We start from the raw sequence: 19279 nt of genomic DNA on the forward strand, positions 1-19279 counted from the left end.
AAATGAATCAACTATAGTCGCATTTATCCCAGCGTATTGATTCACTGTGGCATAATGACGACAAAATAGCTGCAAAGATAAGCAGGCGAAATGGCCTAGCCGAAATAAAACTAATTCCATTATCATAAAGGAAATCGTTGCATCCGGCACTATAAGACCGCCGTCGTCGATAAAAATTCATTGATAGAGAACACATAATGCATATTTTTGGCAAAATTCTGGGTGCCTTTTTTGGCTTGTTACTTGGCGGGCCGCTAGGTTTACTCTTTGGCTTATTTATTGGCCATCAATTCGATAAAGCACGTCGCTTGAGTCAAGCCGGGTTCTCTACTGGCGGCTTTGGAAAAGGGCCGAGCCAAGCTCAGCGCCAAGAAGAATTTTTTAAAGCGGCGTTTGCGGTAATGGGACATGTGGCAAAAGCGAAAGGCCAAGTCACCAAAGAGGAAATCCAACTTGCTTCTGCAATGATGGAGCGCATGAATTTGCATGGCGAACAGCGCCGCGCTGCGCAAGATGCGTTTCGTGAAGGTAAAGACAGTGACTTTCCGTTAGAAGACGTTCTTGTTCGTGTGAAAATTTCGACAGCAGGCCGTTTTGACTTGTTGCAATTTTTCCTTGAACTACAAATCTCGGCGGCCTTTGCTGACGGCTCGATTCATCCTAGTGAACGAAATGTGTTACACAAAATAGCACGTGGTTTGGGTTTCTCTTCTGAGCAGCTAGAGCGTCGCTTGCAAATGCAAGAAGCCGCATTCCGTTTCCAAAGCCAGGGTGGTTTTCATGGTCAGCATCAAGGCCAATCTTCTGGTGGTAGCTGGCAACAAGCTTCACAAGCGGATCAACTGGCTGACGCGTACAAAATTCTGGATGTGTCTTCAGATGCCGACAGTAAAACCGTCAAGCGTGCTTATCGTAAACTGATGAACGAGCATCACCCAGACAAATTGATGGCTAAAGGCCTACCACCAGAGATGATGAACGTAGCGAAAGAAAAATCTCAAGAGATTCAAAACGCTTACGATCTGATTAAAAAGGTCAAAGGCTTTAAGTGATTTTGTCAAAATCTAGAAAATAAAAAGGGCACTTGGTGCCCTTTTTAGCTTTTGGGTTACGGGTGACCAAAAGCGTTGCAAGCTGAACAGTGACGATAAATTAGTCAGTTTGATTCAAACTCCAATCGTATTCGTACTTCACTTTTCCAGAGAAGTCTTTGTACTGTGGCGCGTACTTCGCGATGTGGTTGAATACTTGTTTTTCTCCACCAAAGTCCGCTGCAAACCAATCATAAATGGAAGACAGCTGTGCCGTGCTTCCTTGAATGGATACGCCTTTGTTGCTGTTAATAAACGTTCTGGCAGCACTTTCAAGTAAGGCTTCAGTGTTTTCGGCAGTGAATGCTTGAGCTTGTAGGTTAGGGCATCCCAAACTTGCACAATTTACGGCGTAATGCGTTCTTGGATCATTCCAAATTGGACGCAAAATTCGATGTTCAATATCGTTTAAAGTCAGATCCTTGCCGTTGACCACGACCACATCATCTCCCCAAGGACCAAAGCTAAATAAGCCACCCAGTTTGGTGATAGATTCGACGGGATAGTTATCCAAAATAAGATCTACCGTGATGGCGTTGTAAAGGTTTACCCAATAGGCATATTGCTCTGCTTGGCTGTATTGTAGAGGGTCTAGTTTTGCCAGTCGTTGGATGTACTGCTTTAACTTGGTTTTGTCTGAAGTTGTGGCTTTGCTATAGCGGAACAAAGTATTCTCACCTTGTTCAACCAAGTAATTGTCTAACAGTTGTTGCCAATCTTGATGAGAAATTTGGGTTTGGTTGGCTTGATTCGATTGTTGCCAATACGGCCACAAGTCAGATTTAGGAGCAGCGAACGCCGAGAAAGAAACCAGAGCACACAATAGCAATAACAGACGCTTCATAGAGATACCTTTGAATGAGATATTGTTGATAGTGTAGACCTGTTGAGTGCTTGTTTTCTTTCAGTAATCAGTAATCAGTAATCAGTAATCAGTTATCTGTTGCCTTTATTCTCCGTCATTCCGAGGAGCATAAGCGACAGCAGGAATCTAATCCCCACAAACGCTTGAGTAAAGAAAGTATGAATCTGCACAGTACATTCTGGCAGTCGATCCTGAATCACGCTCCTTCGCCGCTGTTCAGGATGACTAATTTCAACAGAGGCGTTCGGTATTCCGTAAGTAAAGCGCTATAAAATCAGTCACCTAAAACATTAAAAGGGCCGACAATTGCCAGCCCTTGATTTGTGTATTTACTAATGCGTTTTAACGCAAGAAGCTTGGGATATTCGCTTCGTAGTCAGCAATTTTATCTTCGTGCTGAAGGGTTAGGCCAATGTTGTCCAAACCGTTTAGTAAGCAGTGACGACGGAACGAATCGATTTCAAAACCATACTCTTTGCCGTTGGCACGAACCACATTCGCTTCTAAATCGACCTCGACTTCTGCGCCTTCATTTGCCTCAACAAACTGGAAGATCTCATCCACTTCTTGCTCAGTCAAACGAACTGGCACCATTTGGTTGTTGATCGAGTTGCCGTAAAAAATATCAGCAAAGCTTGGTGCGATCATCGCTTTTATGCCGTAATCCGCTAGCGCCCACGGTGCGTGTTCGCGAGATGAGCCACAACCGAAGTTTTCACGTGCCAGCAAGATGGAAGCGCCCTGGTAGCGTGGGGCGTTCATCACGAACTCTGGATTTGGCTGTTCGCCAGCATCATCTAGGAAGCGCCAGTCATGGAACAAGTGTTTACCAAAGCCTAGGCGAGACACCTTTTGTAGGAACTGTTTTGGAATGATGGCATCAGTATCAACGTTCGCTGCATCTAGAGGAACAACTAAGCCTGTATGTTGTTTAAAGCCTGACATTTGTTTGCTCCTTAGTCTAGTTCACGAATATCTACAAAGTGACCAGCAATTGCTGCTGCCGCTGCCATCGCAGGGCTCACTAGGTGGGTACGGCCATCACGACCTTGACGGCCTTCAAAGTTACGGTTTGAAGTAGACGCACAACGTTCATGTGGACCCAAACGGTCGTTGTTCATTGCTAGACACATCGAGCAACCTGGTAGGCGCCACTCAAAGCCCGCCTCTTTAAAGATGACATCTAGGCCTTCTGCTTCCGCCTGCGCTTTTACTTGCTCAGAGCCAGGAACGATTAGCGCTTGAACGTGAGACGCGACTTTGCGACCTTTCGCGACTTCCGCCGCTGCGCGCATGTCTTCGATACGTGAGTTAGTACAAGAGCCAACGAAGACTTTATCGATGTTGTAATCAGACAATGACTTGCCTGCTTCTAGACCCATGTAAGCCAGAGCTTTTTCTGCCGATGCTTTTTCTACTGGGTCAGCAAAGCTTTCTGGTGCTGGGATCGGTTGGTCTACCGCGATAACTTGTCCTGGGTTAGTACCCCAAGTGACTTGTGGTTTGATATCCGCTGCGTTTAGTGTCACGGCCGCATCAAACTGGGCATCATCGTCAGTTTTTAATGTCTTCCAATATTCTACAGCGGCATCAAAATCCGCACCTTGAGGTGAGAACTTACGGCCTTTGATGTATTCGAATGTAGTTTCATCTGGCGCAATCAAACCGGCTTTTGCACCTAACTCAATCGCCATATTACATACGGTCATGCGACCTTCCATTGAAAGGTCAGTGATCGCTTCACCACAGAATTCAACTACGTAGCCTGTACCGCCTGCTGCTGTCGTTTCACCGATGATTGCTAGCACAATGTCTTTCGCAGTAATGCCCGGAGCTACTTTGCCTTTCACTTCGATCTTCATCGTTTTAGCACGCGCTTGTTTTAGCGTTTGAGTTGCTAATACGTGCTCAACTTCAGAGGTACCAATACCAAATGCTAGCGAGCCAAATGCACCGTGTGTAGCCGTGTGCGAGTCACCACAAACAATGGTCATGCCCGGTAGGGTAATACCAAGCTCTGGGCCCATGACGTGCACAATACCTTGGTATTTGTGGTTAATGTCATAAAGCGTAACGCCAAACTCTTCACAGTTTTTCGATAGCGTTTCCATCTGGATACATGCCATCTCACCGGATGCGTTGATGTCTTTGGTGGTGGTCGAAACGTTGTGGTCCATAGTGGCAAAAGTTTTGCTGACCTGACGCACTTTACGACCTTTTTCACGCAAGCCATCAAAAGCCTGCGGAGACGTTACTTCATGTACCAAGTGACGGTCGATGTACAAGATAGGGTTTTCCCCTTCTGCTGCGACGGCAACGTGTGCGTCGTAGACTTTTTCGTATAGTGTTTTGCCCATTGCTTCCTTTCCTCGTCGTCCTTGTTATCACAACCATGTTGTAGACTGCGAACGACAGTTATATTTATAAATTCAGTCTATTTATGCGTTCAAAATGTACTCAGCAATCTTATCGCCCATTTCAGACGTTGAGAGTGCCGGGTTGTTGCCTGCAAGGTCGCCTGTTAGCTCGCCAGCTGAAAGTGCTTTCGACACCGCTGCTTCGATGTCTTGTGCTGCGGCTTCTTCGCCAAGGCTATAACGTAACATCAGTGCTGCCGATAGGATTTGTGCTACTGGGTTGGCGATGTTCTTACCTGCGATATCTGGTGCGCTGCCGCCTGCTGGCTCGTACAGACCGAACTTACTTTCGTTAAGGCTTGCTGAAGGCAGCATACCCATTGAGCCAGTGATCATCGCGCACTCATCAGAAATGATGTCGCCGAAGATGTTCGAACACAGCATTACGTCGAACTGTGCTGGGTCTTTGATAAGCTGCATGGTTGCGTTATCAATGTACATGTGTGACAGCTCAACATCTGGGTAGTCTTTTGCGATTTCTTCGACCACTTCACGCCATAGGATTGAGCTTTGTAGAACGTTCGCTTTGTCGATAGAGCATACTTTCTTACGGCGTAGACGAGCAGACTCAAAAGCGATTTTTGCAATACGTTCGATCTCAAAGCGGTGGTACACCTCAGTGTCGAACGCTTTCTCTGTTGGACCTTCACCTTCACGACCTTTTGGTTGGCCGAAGTAGATGCCGCCCGTCAGCTCACGGACTACAACGATGTCAAAACCGCGACCTGAGATGTCTGCACGTAGTGGTGAGAAAGCTTCAAGACCTGAGTGGATTTGCGCTGGGCGTAGGTTACAAAATAGTTGGAAGTGTTTACGTAGCGGCAGTAGGGCACCGCGCTCAGGTTGGTCGTTTGGTGGTAAGTGCTCCCACTTAGGACCGCCAACTGAACCAAATAGGACTGCATCAGACTCTTCACACGCTTTCACGGTGCTTTCTGGAAGTGGACAGCCGTGATTATCAATCGCGATGCCGCCTACATCATGCTCGTCACGCTCAAACGCAATACCATGCTTCTTTTCGATAGCATCCAATACTTTGTGTGCTTGCGCCATTACTTCCGGGCCGATGCCGTCACCGGGTAGGACGGCAATTTTGTATGATTTGTCTGTCATGTTAATCCTTTAAGTTTTCTAATTTTGAGCTTAATTATTTCAACGAGCGTGTTCTTTCCTGAGCCATGCAGCCCAGTTGTTATTACACAGTCGCAATCTTTTTCTGCTTCATTTCTTCGATTTTGTCTGCACGGTGGATGCTATTAATAACGTGCAATAGTGCTTGACCGGAAGCTTCAACGATATCGGTAGAAACGCCCGTGCCGTGGTATTTACGACCTTTGTAGTTGGCAATGATGTCAGCTTGACCCAAACCATCTTCACCTTCGCCTTTCGCGGTTAGGTCGAATTTATCCAGTACGATGTCGTAGCCTGTCACGCGGTAGATACATTGGTATAGCGCATCAACTGGGCCATTACCGACTGCCGCTTCACACATTTCTTCATCGCCACATTGCATTTTGATGCTGGTGGTGGCCATTACGCTGCCCGATTGCACGCTTAGGTAGTTCAGTTTGTAGAAGTCATCTTCTTCACGCAGGTTCGAGAAGTGCATTAGGGCTTCTAGATCGTAATCGAACACTTGGCCTTTGCGGTCGGCAAGTTTCAAGAAGTCCGCGTATAGAGCGTCTAGGTTGTACTCGTCCTCGTTGTATCCCATGGTGTCCATGTGGCTCTTCACGGCTGCGCGACCACTACGGCTGGTTAAGTTTAGTGCTTGGTTTTTAAGGCCAATCGACTCAGGGGTCATGATTTCGTAGGTATTCTTATTCTTTAACATGCCATCCTGATGGATACCTGAAGAGTGGCTAAAGGCATTCGCGCCCACAATCGCTTTGTTGCTCTGAATTGGCATGTTGCATAACTGGCTCACCAATTTACTGGTGCGGTGAATTTCATCATGTTTAATGCCAGTGTGAACGCCCAAGAACTCTTGACGCGTCTTGATGATCATTGCGATCTCTTCAAGTGAACAGTTTCCCGCTCGCTCACCAATGCCATTGATGGTGCCTTCTATCTGACGCGCGCCGGCTTGAACGGCGGCAATAGAGTTGGCAACTGACATCCCCAAGTCGTCGTGACAGTGAACGGAGATGATCGCTTTATCAATGTTTGGAACGCGGTTGAAAAGGGTTTGAATAATGCCACCAAACTCGCTTGGTACTGTGTAGCCAACGGTATCTGGAATGTTGATTGTGCTCGCACCTGCATTGATGGCAGCTTCTACCATGCGACATAGGTTGTCGATAGGAGTACGACCTGCATCTTCACAAGAAAACTCGACATCATCGGTGTAGTTACGCGCATGTTTAACGGCGTTGACCGCCATTTCAAGTACATCGTCGTAGCTGCGGCGTAGTTTGTCTTCTACGTGAATGGTGGAAGTGGCTAAAAACGTGTGAATACGGAATTGGTCGGCCACTTTTAATGCTTCAGCGGCGGCATCAATATCTTTCGCAACGGCACGCGAAAGGGCACAAACTCGACTGTTTTTGATGTTTTTTGCAATGGTTTGTACCGACTCGAAATCACCTGGTGAAGAGATTGGGAAGCCAGCTTCGATAACATCAACGCCGAGTCTTTCCAGCGCATAGGCAATTTGCAGTTTTTCTTTAACCGTCAAGCTTGCTGACAACGCTTGCTCGCCATCACGCAATGTGGTGTCGAATATAATGACCTGATCGTTCATGTTTGCTTCCTTCCTGATTTCTGCACTTTACGTGCAAGTTAATCGTTTACTTCCAGTATTTAGATATAAAAAAACCCGCATTCTCATGCGGGTTCTTAGAAATTGGTGTGGTTATTTTTCTTCCACAGCCTACCCGCGCGAACTGGTCACGATCAGGAGGAGGCTAAGCAGAATAGAAAAATGAGCTGACATAGTTGTTAAGCTTTCCACATAATTAAGTTAACAAATTAGTACCGCACTCCATGGAGCGCGTCAACCCTAAAGTCGATTTTTTATTCATATCGGATGAGTCTTTTCATTTACTCGAGAAAAATGATGCGCTAAGTGAAACTGCATGGTGCGATAGAAACGTGCTAGAAGAGGCAAGTTCTCATCAAGTTTGCGACGTTTCATTACCAAAACAAACATTGGGATTGCGACTTGTCACACAAAGGCCCGAATTGTTTGGCAAAAGTTTTGAATGACCATTTATAGTAGTGCAGTTGCACTAGGTAAAAAGAAGGGTTAAGGAATAATGAGGTTAGCAAAACAATTTGGACGTTCAGCCGCAGTATTTACTCTGGTCAGCTTATCGGGTTGTCAGCTGTTTCAATCTCAAACCTATATGGCAGAGATTTCCCCTGTTGCTATTAATGATCACTCTCAGAGTGTCATGGTGATTAATGATCAAATGGATCGATTCTTGAGCTACGAGGGACGCGAGTCGTTTTTGAATCAAATGCTCGTTGCTCTTGAGTCGGACAGTCGAGATAAATTTAAAGGCAAAGATCCGGAAACCTATTCGTGGTGGAAGATCCGAGTGCAACCTAGTGAGAAACAACAAGCGGAAGTCTTCCGACCAACAGCTGACGGTGTGGATACCTCAAACCCAGTTGAGTTTATGGATGTCTCCTATCGCTCTAAGACCACATTAAACTTGCGATCCAAGCCGAGCCTAGAAGGAGAAAAGCTTGGCGTGTTATCTAAAGGGGAAGTTTTTAATGTGTTGGCAAAAGTGGTGGATCAACCTTGGTTTCTTGTTGAACAGAAAGGCGTGATAAAAGGTTACGTCCATAAGGATTATGCGCGCAGCAATGTGGTAAATCGTGACATTCTTTCTACACAGCCTAATCCTCTTTTAGAGTCTGCTTCGAGCACAACTGAGCAAACGGGCATAGAGCATGAACTGTCAGGAAATTACACTTGCCGCTCCCTTAGCTACGAGTTGACAAAAGATGGCGACATGACGATGGGCTCTTTGCGCGCCTGTCGTAAGAAGAGAAAAGTCTGGTATATCGATACGCCTCAACCGCAGCAAGCAAACCCTTCTTAAGCGTTCTCTCCTATGATTGTGCTCAATAGATAGATTATTGGGCACACCCTAATTTGGCATTTGTCATTAATTGTCCAAACTCCCGTCATGCAGTTGTCACCTAAACCTCCTACTTTTCACACAACGGCGTTGTCAAAGTAAGGAAAGGCCACATGCGAACCATAGAGACAATTACACAGCCAATTGCAACCATTGCTAAGTTTGATTTAGCGCTCTCTAGTGTTTGTCTTAAGCACCGTTTTAATCAGCAAGTTGCCAACATCAGTAAAGGAGTCTCCCACAGTGGTGACGGACATCTGTACTTGGTGCTAGGTTTATTAGCTTGGTATTTAGATAAAGAGCAGGGAGTTTGGTTTTTACTGGCGGGTTTACTTGCTTTTGCCATCGAGTTGCCAATTTATTGGACGCTGAAAAACAGTTTTAAGCGTCGTCGCCCTGAAGAACTCAGTGCACTCCTTCCTGCTTTTATTACCCCATCTGATCGCTACAGTCTTCCTTCAGGACACACTGCCGCTGCGTTTGTCATGGCGACGCTGATTGATCATTTCTATCCGAGCCTAGGCGTTGCTGCATTCTTTTGGGCAAGTTTAATCGGAACCGCGCGAATCTTATTGGGTGTGCACTTTTTTACCGATGTCATCATTGGTGCACTGCTTGGCAGTCTTTGTGGTGGATTAGCGATTGCGATGTTGGGAGGCTAATTGATGAAAATCTTATACGGTGTTCAAGGTACAGGAAACGGACATATTGCGCGTGCGAGGGCGATGAGTCATGCGTTTAAAGAGCACGATGTTGAGGTCGATTTTTTGTTTTCTGGACGAGCGCCTGAAAAGTACTTTTCAATGGAAGCGTTTGGTGATTATCAGACTCGCCGAGGCTTCACCTTTATCACTGAAAAAGGTTCAGTGAACTATGCGAAAACAGCATTGAGTAACAATTTGGTGCAATTTTGCAAAGAAGTTAAACAGCTTGATTTGTCGTCCTATGATCTCGTGCTCAATGATTTCGAGCCTGTTACGGCATGGGCGGCAAAACAACAAAATAAGCCGTCGATTGGTATCAGTCACCAAAATGCTTTCCGTTATCCAGTGCCGTTAAAGGGAGCGAGTTGGTTAGACAAATCCGTCATTGAATACTTTGCGCCTTCTCAACACCACCTTGGTTTGCATTGGCATCATTTTGACCAGCCTTTGTTGCCGCCAATTGTACATACCGTCGATAGCCAAGCAGAAAATGAAGATTTTGTTTTGGTTTACCTACCGTTCGAATCCATTGAAGACATCTCGGATTTACTGTTCCATTTTAACCAGCAAGCGTTCATCTGTTATCACCCCGATGTGATCGAATGTGAGCAGGTGGAAAACATAGAATTACGCCCTTTATGCCACAGCAACTTTCAGCATCATTTGCATCGCTGTAGTGGTGTCATTGCCAATGGTGGATTCGAGCTCCCTTCGGAAGCTCTGTCTCTAGGGAAAAAATTATTGCTTAAGCCACTCGCAGGTCAGTTTGAGCAACAAAGCAATGTCGCGACCTTAGAAGACTTAGGACTTGCGATGTCGATGGAGAGCTTAGACATTTCCGCAGTACGCCAGTGGCTAAAGGAGCAGCAAGCCGAAAGTGTGAAATATCCAGACGTTGCTCAGGCCATTGTTCATTGGGTATTACAAGGCGCGTGGGATTCACAAGCGGAGTTATCCAAACAGTTGTGGGAGCAAGTTGATTTCCCAAGTTACGTGTCGAACATTTAAGTACGTTGTTCTAAGTACATTGTTCCTTCCTATTTTTGACACGATTTTGTTGCAGCCTTTCAATCTAGAAGGCTGCATTTTTATTCTTTCTCTTTCATTTCTATTCAATGTGTATTTGCTGATAATTTGACTGATAAGTGCAAATTTCACTCAGAGATATAGTCGTCATCTGTTGGTTTGCCCTCGACTAATAACTAGGATAAATGCATGCGTGTGGTGACCATCCGTCTCATCAATTTGCTAAATACTTCCTCAAAGAATGCGCTTTTACGTGTTTTATAGTTTTTTATGTTTTTATCAAGTTATTGTTATTTAAAAGGTAAATACCTAATCGGCTAAAATTTACTGATTAAATATCAATCTAGTTGCGAAACCGCAATCGATTAGTTGATAGTACAGTTCGAGCCGGAAGTATCCGGACAGCAAATATAATAAAAAGTTAGGTTATCTATTCGTAAAATGATTCGAATCCAGCCGCCGTCTTTTGTGCGAGATGGGATTCTATTCGTTATGAATTTAATGAACAAAGTTGACGATTACAAAAGAGGCGCACTCAATGTTAGAGAAGAAAGATGCGATGAGCGCAATTGCTAGCTACCGTATGGAAAGCACTTTGCGTGGTGTAGATTTAAACCTACTGACTGTATTTGATGCTGTGATGCAAGAGCAAAATATTACTCGTGCAGCACATAACTTAGGCATGTCTCAGCCGGCAGTAAGTAATGCCGTGGCACGCCTAAAAGTGATGTTTAACGACGAGCTGTTTATGCGTCAGGGCCGTGGTATTCAGCCAACGCAACGTGCTCGTCAGTTGTTTGGCCCAATTCGCCAAGCATTACAGCTGATTCGTAATGAACTTCCTAGCTCCGTATTCCAACCAGAATCTTCGACTCGCTTATTTAAGCTGGCGATTTGCAGCCCTTGTGACATGCGTTTTGCTCCGAAGATCATGGCAAAAGTGAATCAACAAGCACCAAATGTTCAGCTTCACCTAGATGCAGAATTTGACCGTCTGTTGTCTGAGCGTATGCGCTATCAAGAAATTGATTTCGTGATCGATTATGCTCGCTTTGATGAGCAAGGTTTCTCAAGTACTGAAATCTTCAAAGATGAATTAGTGGTTATCGCGTCAAAAACACACCCACGCATTCAAGGTGGTGTAACGGCCGAGCAACTGCTTAACGAAAAACATGCGAAGTTATCGAAAGTGCACGGTCAACGCAGCTTCTCAGAACAAGCATATCGTGAACTGGATTGCCAAGCCGCGTACGAAGGCTCTAGTCTAAGCAACCTACTATATGTGGTAGGTCAATCTGAGCTTGTGACTATCGCGCCACGTTGGATGGCAGAAAATGCGGTAAACAGCGATCAGCTGCAAATTCTAGACTTCCCATTTGCAAACAAGGAAATCAGCGGCTTCTTAAGCTGGCATGAATCAAGTGAAAAAGATAAAGGCCACATTTGGCTGCGCGATCAACTGATGATCACTTGTGGTGAAGTGGTTGCCGCAAAATAAGATGACGTTTGGTCTTATCGGTTAAGACCATATTGGTAATCATCAATTTTTACAATTCATTGGTCCCCGAGAGATTTTTGTCTCTCGGGGCTTTTTGTTTTAGCAATCAACAATCGAAACAGTAAGTTAAATAGAGTAATCATTCAGCAGTTTTGGGTATGTTCGCGACGTATAAGTGATAGTTGTCTCTTATTAGTGATAAGTTTGATACTGGTCAGTTGCGTTTTAGCAAGCCGTGAGTACACTTGTTCGCTCAATTAGCTTACGCCTGTAAGCCAAAAGGTAAGTAAAAGAATGGCCAAGTTAGATTTTCATATCGTTAAACGTATTCGTGAACAAATTGCGAACGGTGGTACACGCGTTGCACTCAAGCATAAAGTGGGTGAGGAATGGCAAGGTATTACGTGGACGCAATTTGGTCAGCAAGTTGATGCTTTATCACTTGCACTTTTGGCTCAGGGATTAGGAGTCCAAGATAAAATCGGCATTTTCTCGAACAACATGCCGCAATGGACGATTGCTGATATTGCAGCGCTACAACTACGCGGCGTAACAGTACCTATTTACCCAACCAATACCGCCGCTCAGTCGGCGTACATCATTGACAACGCAGACGTCAAAGTGCTGTTTGTTGGTGAGCAGCCACAATTTGACGCAGCAGTGAGCATTTTCGACCAGTGCGAGCAGTTAGAGCTCATTGTTGCAATGTCTGATGATATCGAACTTGGCGAGCATGATTTCGTTATCTCTTGGCAAGCATTTGTCGCCAAAGGCGATACCACATACCAAGTTGAATTGGACGCACGTTTAGAGCAAGCAAAGGAAGATGATCTACTCACGTTGATCTACACCTCGGGCACAACAGGACAACCAAAGGGTGTCATGTTGGACTACGCAAACATTGCGGCGCAATTGGAAGGGCACGATCAACGTTTGAGCCTTTCTCAAAGTGATGTGTCATTGTGTTTCCTTCCGCTGTCACACGTATTTGAACGCGCTTGGACCTTTTATGTGTTGTACAAAGGGGCGACCAACTGCTATTTGCAAGACACCATGCAGGTACGTGATGCACTGAGCCAAGTGCAACCTACCGTGATGTGTGCCGTGCCGCGTTTCTATGAGAAGATCTTCTCTGCGATTCACGAGAAAGTGTCTCGCGCGCCAATTCATCGCAAGATCATGTTTACTTGGGCTGTGAACATGGGCGCAAAAATGGCAGCTTGTCATCAAGAAAAACGTCAGCCATCTCTCATGCTGCGCAAGTCATATGCCCTGGCGGATAAATTGGTTCTGAGCAAGCTGCGTGCGTTACTTGGTGGACAAATCAACTTTATGCCGTGTGGCGGTGCAAAGTTAGATGAAACCATAGGCCGATTCTTCCACGCGATTGGTATCAATGTGAAGTTAGGTTACGGCATGACTGAAACCACGGCGACAGTATCGTGTTGGGATGATAAGTGCTTTAATCCAGACTCTATTGGTATGTCGATGCCTGGCGCGCAAGTGAAGATCGGTGAGAACAACGAGATTCTCGTGCGTGGTCCAATGGTGATGCGTGGCTATTACAAAATGCCAGAAGAGACCGAAAAGACCTTTGACGAGCACGGTTTCCTAAAAACTGGCGATGCGGGTTACATTGATGAAAATGGCAACCTGTTCATCACTGATCGTATCAAAGAGTTGATGAAAACTTCAGGTGGTAAATACATCGCTCCACAAATGATTGAAGGTGCGATTGGTAAAGACCACTTCATCGAGCAAATCGCGGTTATCGCGGACACGCGTAAGTTTGTCTCGGCACTGATTGTGCCGTGTTTTGATTCTCTTGAAGAGTATGCGAAAGAGCTGAATATCAAGTATCACGATCGTGTTGAATTGATTAAGCACCACCAAGTGGTCGAAATGCTTGAGAAGCGTGTTAACGATCTCCAAAAAGAGTTGGCAAAGTTTGAACAGGTGAAGAAGTTTAAACTGTTACCAAGAGCTTTCTCTATGGATGATGGTGAGTTAACGCCAACTCAAAAACTGCGTCGTAAAGTCATCAATGACAAATACCAAGATGAAATTGAAGAAATGTATAAGGAAAAGTCAGAGAAAAAGTAACTTAAGCTGACTTAGATTTTATATTGATGAAAAAATCCCCAGTGATGTTATTGTGCATTACTGGGGATTTTTGTTTGTGTTGATTCTTTCTATTTTGCTCACCAAATACAGCTATTTAGCACCCTATACTTAAAAGGTTCTGAAATAATGTTCTTTTTTTAAACGTTAAATTTTTAGGTTGTACTGTGAAATAAGGTATGTGTGGCTGCTATTCCTACTAACATTCTAATTACTAGCATCTTGTTTAAAAAGTAGACCAATCTCTCATTAGACCCGTTGATAATAAAACGTTACATTTGTTGGGTAACCTTGCGGGATGTTATGACGAACGCAAGACATAGCCGAAAACGTGGAAGTATTTCGATTAGGCTACGAATAAGACCTAGACTATGTAAAACCAGACCAATCCGTTGACCTTACGGTGAGGAAACTGGCTAAGGAGAGCAATTATGACAGCAATGTTGTCAGGCGCAGAGATGGTGGTTCAATCTCTGATAGAAGAGCACGTAGAGCAGATCTTTGGCTACCCAGGTGGCTCCGTTTTGGATATCTACGATGCACTGCATGCCAAAACCGATCAAATCAAACACGTACTTGTAAGGCATGAGCAAGCCGCCACTCATATGGCAGATGGTTACGCTCGCGCTACCGGTAAACCGGGTGTCGTACTGGTATGTTCAGGTCCGGGCGCGACCAATACCATTACTGGTATTGCTACGGCTTATATGGACTCCATCCCAATGATCGTTATTTCGGGTAACGTACCTAATAGCCTAATTGGTAATGATGCTTTCCAAGAATGTGACATCGTTGGTGTCTCTCGCCCAGTGGTCAAACACAGCTTTTTAGTGAAAAAAGCGGAAGATATTCCTGAAACGATCAAGAAAGCGTTTTATATCGCGACCACAGGTCGACCTGGTCCAGTAGTGATTGACTTGCCGAAAGATGTAATGAATCCGCAAATCAAACTGCCTTACCAATACCCAGAAACGTTTTCAATGCGTTCTTACAAGCCGACGACGTCGGGTCATAAAGGCCAGATTAAAAAAGCCCTTAAATCGCTGTTAGAGGCGAAAAAACCAGTGCTTTATATCGGTGGTGGTGCTGTGATTTCTGGCGCTCATGAACATATTTTAGAGCTCTCCGACAAGCTGAACCTTCCAGTAGTCAGTACGTTGATGGGACTAGGCGCATTCCCTGGAACGCACAAAAACTCACTGGGCATGCTGGGTATGCACGGTACTTACGAAGCCAATATGGCGATGCATGAAGCGGATCTCATTTTTGGTATCGGTGTGCGTTTTGATGATCGCACGACGAACAACCTTGAAAAATACTGCCCAAACGCAAAAGTCATGCATATTGATATCGATCCATCATCGATCTCGAAAAACGTGAAGGTGGATTTACCTATCGTCGGCTCTGCGGAAAAAGTGCTTACAACCATGCTTGGCCTGCTGGCAGAGCAAGAAGGTGGGAACGATGAAGATGCCATCACCGCATGGTGGGATGACATTCAAGTGTGGCGTGACCGCAACTGTTTGGCTTATGAGAAGTCACCAGAGCGAATTAAGCCACAGCAAGTGATTGAAACCTTGCACAAGCTGACCAATGGTGATGCGTATGTTGCTTCTGATGTGGGTCAGCACCAGATGTTTGCAGCACTTTACTACCCATTTAACAAACCACGCCGTTGGATCAACTCGGGTGGATTGGGCACTATGGGATTTGGCCTTCCGGCTGGTATGGGTGTTAAGTTTGCCATGCCACAAGAAGAAGTCGTGGTTGTTACGGGCGATGGCAGTATTCAAATGAATATCCAAGAGCTTTCGACAGCCATGCAATACGACATTCCAGTGAAGATCATCAACCTAAACAACCGCTTCTTAGGCATGGTAAAACAGTGGCAAGACATTATTTATCAAGGTCGTCACTCTAATTCTTACATGAGTTCTGTTCCTGATTTTGCAGCGATTGCAGAAGCTTATGGTCACGTCGGTATTCGTATCGAAACGCCTGATCAGCTCGAAGAAGGGCTACAAAAAGCGTTGGATATGAAAGATCGTCTGGTGTTTGTGGACATCAACGTAGACGAAACCGAACACGTATACCCGATGCAAATCAAAGGTGAGGGTATGGATAAAATGTGGCTAAGCAAAACGGAGAGAACTTAATATGAGACACATTATTTCATTGCTATTGGAAAACCAACCGGGTGCGTTGTCTCGTGTTGTTGGCTTGTTCTCTCAACGTGGTTACAACATTGAATCTTTGACGGTATCACCGACAGATGATGAAACGCTGTCGCGAATGAACATTACCACGACGTCTGATGAGATGCAGTTGGAGCAAATTCAGAAGCAGTTACACAAATTGATCGATGTGCTGAAAGTACAAGAAGTCACCGAGTATGAGCACATCGAACGTGAACTGATGATGGTGAAAGTGAAAGCCAGCGGTTTTGCGCGAGCAGAAGTGAAACGGACGGCAGACATCTTCCGTGGCCAGATCGTGGATGTCACTGCTGCTCAATACACGGTACAACTTGCGGGCACGAGTGAAAAGTTGGATGCCTTCATTCAAGCGATATCTGAAGTAACTGAAGTCGTCGAAGTTGCTCGTAGTGGGGTAGTGGGCATTGCCCGAGGTGAGCGCGCACTCAAACCTTAGCCATCTAACTGCATATAGAAAAGCCACTTAATCTAAGTGGCTTTTTGTTTAGAAAATAACAATTAATGATATAATTGTCGTTTTAGTAAGCATTATAGGCAGTAGACGCGTGAAAATACCTAAGCGAGTCGGCACATTGTTGGCGACAGCACTATTTTTTAGTGCGCTCACTGCAGTTTACTATTATCAGAAATATCTGACGTTATTAGAGAGTAACGTTGAGAATACCGCTCAAGAAGCATTACACCAACTGGCTTATACTGGTCGCGAATACAACAATATTCAGGATCAAATTGAGACGATCAGCGATCTTCTCGGTCACAGCCAAAGTCTTTACGACTATCTACGTCAGCCGAACCGGGTCAACCTTTCTATCTTAGAAGATATGTGGATCTCGGTTGCGATCAACCAAAAGCTATATAAACAAATTCGTTTTCTTGATATTACCGGTCAGGAAAAAGCACGGATTAATTACGATTTCAAAACGGGTATTGCTGCACCCGCCCTCAAATTACATAACAAGTCAGAGCGGGATTATTTTCATTACGCGCAAGGTTTAGGTAATGATGAAATTGCGTCGTGGGGGATTGAGCTGGAGCGGGAAAATGGTGAGCTTGTTTACCCTTATAGTCCTTCATTGCGTATTCTGATGCCGATTTCTCTCAATGGGAAACGCGAAGGGTATCTTGTTCTTAATGTTGATATTGAGTATTTATCTTCTCGACTCAACTACCCACCGGTGCGGGATTTTCATATTGAGTTAATTAAAAGTGATGGCTTTTATATCGCTAGTCCTAAGTCATCACGCTTGTACGGCAATATTATCCCAGCTCGTTCTCAATTTAATTTTGGCCGGATGTACCCCAACATTTGGCGCACGATGATCTCAGAAGTTTCGGGCTATGAGTACAACGGCTCGAATTTGATTGCGTATAGCACGATCCAATTTGTTTCTAGTGAACCACTTCATCTGGTTATTGATCTTACCAATGAGCAATTACTATCTCGATCTCAGCGAGATATTGATGACTTAATCCAAGAAGCGTTTTTTGTATTAAGTTTGGTGTTTGGTTTTACTTTACCAACGACCGCGCTAGCCCTGCACTATCGACGTCATAGTATGGAATCGAAGTTAGCTCGGGCTGCACTTGATGGCATGACTGCGGTGATGATCTCAGATGCGTCGCATCGAATCATTATGGTGAACCAAGAATTTGAAAACATGATGGGCTATTCAACCAAGCATACTCAAGGCTGGAATGCGCATAATCTAATTTTCTTACCGGAAGATCTCGAGTCGACCCTCAATATTTGGAATAAGCTTGCGAACGAGCACGTTTGGGAAGGTGAGGTTCGTTGTCGAACCAAGTTTAATCACGTATTTACCGCCATTATGCGCATTCAGGCAAACTTAACCAAGTCAGGTAAAGTAAGCTATTACATCACGTCGCTGGTGGATATATCCGAGCAAAAAGAGCTGGAAGAAAAGCTACGCAACCTCAGTGAAAAAGATGGTTTGACGGGCTTGTGGAACCGCCGAAAATTTGAAGAGCAATTAGCGCAATATGCCGGGATTATTGAGCGTTATCCTGACAGTCCCCCAGCGTGTTTGGCGTTGTTTGATATTGACCACTTTAAGCGCATTAACGATGAACTTGGGCACGATGAAGGGGACAAAGTGATTTGCAGTGTCGCTGAGACTCTTCTTAAAGAGGTGCGCAGTACTGACTTTGTGTCTCGTGTCGGTGGTGAGGAATTTGCGGTGATCATGCCGCATACCACACTCGAAGAAGCAGAAGTTGTATTGAACCGGTTACGTGTGGCGGTTCAACTGCGCAGTGATAGAGCGATTACTGTTAGCGCCGGGTATAGTGATTTAACCTCAGATCGCACGCGCACTTATAAATGTGCTGATATTGCCTTGTATGAATCCAAAAGTGCAGGGCGTAACTGCGTATCGCTATGCCATAGTTTCGATGATATTGCTTAGCTCTTTTTCAAAAACAAAAAATCGGGGATAGACCCCGATTTTTATGCTTATTTTAGCCTCTGCGTTATTCGCTAGCCAGTATGCGATATTGGTTGTCGATGGCCGCTTCGATACACTGCATTGACTGTCTCAAATAACGCTCTAGGTAACCTAAAGCATCCTGGCTCTTTTTATCTAACGACGTCTTCATCAGCATTTCTTGCTCATCGATATTACAGTGCCCTGGGTTTCCAGTACCTAACATTTGCATAGCAAAATATTGGTAACGCTTAATTTGCGTGAGTAGATCACGGAAAAAACCAAACATATTGGCAGATCCAGCGCCTTCAAACAGCGCAGTAAGAAACTGATTATGGCGTTCTTCCCACTCCTTCCAGCAAAAGCTTTCACCAGATTTAGAGCGGGATAATTTGTGATAAGCGGTTAGGACGTCCAGTTCCCAATTTTCATCGCCAATCACAATTGCTTTATTTAGTAGGCATGCAGAGACCATTTGTAGGCTCTCGTACAAGTCATTCAACTCATCTTTACATACAGGTGCAACCCAGCAGCCTTTTTGCGGCTCGAGTTTGACGTATTTGCTCCACGATAACTGCACCAAAGCTTCGCGAATGGGTGACGCTCCTACGTTGTACTTCTCTTTGAGTTCCGCAACCACGAGTTTTTGACCCGGTTTAAGCACGCCATCGAGAATATCCTGACGGATCATTTTTGATACTTTGTCGGTAAGAGTGGGACTGGACACATACACCTCATAGAAATTTTAATCGTGACGACAAAATTAAACAGTACGCAATTCTGCGCATGGTGAATGATACAGT

Annotated in this window: 15 protein-coding genes; 9 read left to right on the forward strand and 6 right to left on the reverse strand. The window is 44.9% G+C overall.

Annotated elements, in window-relative coordinates; genetic code table 11:
• Positions 1–197: 197 nt before the first annotated feature.
• Positions 198–1052 (forward strand): co-chaperone DjlA, encoded by an 855-nt coding sequence (gene djlA / locus FKN08_RS13655; protein ID WP_170892326.1) that lies wholly within the window; start codon positions 198–200, stop codon positions 1050–1052.
• 100 nt (positions 1053–1152) lie between these two features.
• Here djlA and FKN08_RS13660 read toward each other — a convergent pair whose 3' ends face one another.
• From FKN08_RS13660 to leuA, 5 genes are all read right to left on the reverse strand, one after another.
• Complete coding sequence (locus FKN08_RS13660; RefSeq protein WP_170892327.1) at positions 1153–1935, reverse strand: DUF547 domain-containing protein; 783 nt, start codon at positions 1933–1935, stop codon at positions 1153–1155.
• Positions 1936–2298: 363 nt separating this feature from the next.
• Positions 2299–2901 carry a 3-isopropylmalate dehydratase small subunit gene (gene leuD, locus FKN08_RS13665; protein ID WP_170892328.1) on the reverse strand — a complete coding sequence of 201 codons (603 nt, stop codon included), beginning with the start codon at positions 2899–2901 and terminating at the stop codon, positions 2299–2301.
• An 11-nt stretch (positions 2902–2912) separates the two neighbouring features.
• Positions 2913–4313, reverse strand: coding sequence for a 3-isopropylmalate dehydratase large subunit (gene leuC, locus FKN08_RS13670; RefSeq protein WP_170892329.1), 1401 nt, complete (start codon positions 4311–4313; stop codon positions 2913–2915).
• A gap of 81 nt (positions 4314–4394) precedes the next feature.
• On the reverse strand, positions 4395–5486 hold the full coding sequence (leuB, locus tag FKN08_RS13675) for a 3-isopropylmalate dehydrogenase (RefSeq protein ID WP_170892330.1): 1092 nt from the start codon (positions 5484–5486) through the stop codon (positions 4395–4397).
• Between the two features lie 82 nt (positions 5487–5568).
• Positions 5569–7116, reverse strand: coding sequence for a 2-isopropylmalate synthase (gene leuA / locus FKN08_RS13680; RefSeq protein ID WP_006742733.1), 1548 nt, complete (start codon positions 7114–7116; stop codon positions 5569–5571).
• Between the two features lie 514 nt (positions 7117–7630).
• Here leuA and FKN08_RS13685 point away from each other — a divergent pair.
• The 8 genes from FKN08_RS13685 (at position 7631) to FKN08_RS13720 (ending at position 18458) form a co-directional block, all read left to right on the forward strand.
• Positions 7631–8428, forward strand: a complete 798-nt coding sequence (locus FKN08_RS13685) for an SH3 domain-containing protein (RefSeq protein WP_047009047.1) — start codon at positions 7631–7633, stop codon at positions 8426–8428.
• Between the two features lie 152 nt (positions 8429–8580).
• On the forward strand, positions 8581–9129 hold the full coding sequence (locus tag FKN08_RS13690) for a phosphatase PAP2 family protein (RefSeq protein ID WP_005379690.1): 549 nt from the start codon (positions 8581–8583) through the stop codon (positions 9127–9129).
• A gap of 3 nt (positions 9130–9132) precedes the next feature.
• The gene (locus FKN08_RS13695) at positions 9133–10179 is read left to right on the forward strand and encodes an MJ1255/VC2487 family glycosyltransferase (RefSeq protein WP_170892331.1); all 1047 of its coding nucleotides are present in this window, start codon (positions 9133–9135) and stop codon (positions 10177–10179) included.
• Positions 10180–10735: 556 nt separating this feature from the next.
• Entirely contained in the window at positions 10736–11695 is a 960-nt protein-coding gene (gene calR / locus FKN08_RS13700) for a LysR family transcriptional regulator CalR (RefSeq protein WP_005379693.1), read from the forward strand.
• Between the two features lie 294 nt (positions 11696–11989).
• Positions 11990–13798 carry a long-chain fatty acid--CoA ligase gene (locus tag FKN08_RS13705; RefSeq protein ID WP_046874025.1) on the forward strand — a complete coding sequence of 603 codons (1809 nt, stop codon included), beginning with the start codon at positions 11990–11992 and terminating at the stop codon, positions 13796–13798.
• A gap of 449 nt (positions 13799–14247) precedes the next feature.
• Positions 14248–15972, forward strand: a complete 1725-nt coding sequence (locus FKN08_RS13710; RefSeq protein WP_170892332.1) for an acetolactate synthase 3 large subunit — start codon at positions 14248–14250, stop codon at positions 15970–15972.
• Between the two features lies 1 nt (position 15973).
• Complete coding sequence (gene ilvN, locus FKN08_RS13715; protein WP_005392253.1) at positions 15974–16468, forward strand: acetolactate synthase small subunit; 495 nt, start codon at positions 15974–15976, stop codon at positions 16466–16468.
• 109 nt (positions 16469–16577) lie between these two features.
• On the forward strand, positions 16578–18458 hold the full coding sequence (locus FKN08_RS13720; RefSeq protein WP_170892333.1) for a diguanylate cyclase: 1881 nt from the start codon (positions 16578–16580) through the stop codon (positions 18456–18458).
• 64 nt (positions 18459–18522) lie between these two features.
• On the opposite strand, the gene FKN08_RS13725 is transcribed toward FKN08_RS13720, so the two are convergent.
• Positions 18523–19209, reverse strand: coding sequence for a GntR family transcriptional regulator (locus FKN08_RS13725; protein ID WP_006742739.1), 687 nt, complete (start codon positions 19207–19209; stop codon positions 18523–18525).
• Between the last annotated feature and the right edge of the window lie 70 nt (positions 19210–19279).

Source organism: Vibrio sp. 1-2 (7-a), from assembly GCF_013048515.1.
GTDB lineage: Bacteria > Pseudomonadota > Gammaproteobacteria > Enterobacterales > Vibrionaceae > Vibrio > Vibrio diabolicus.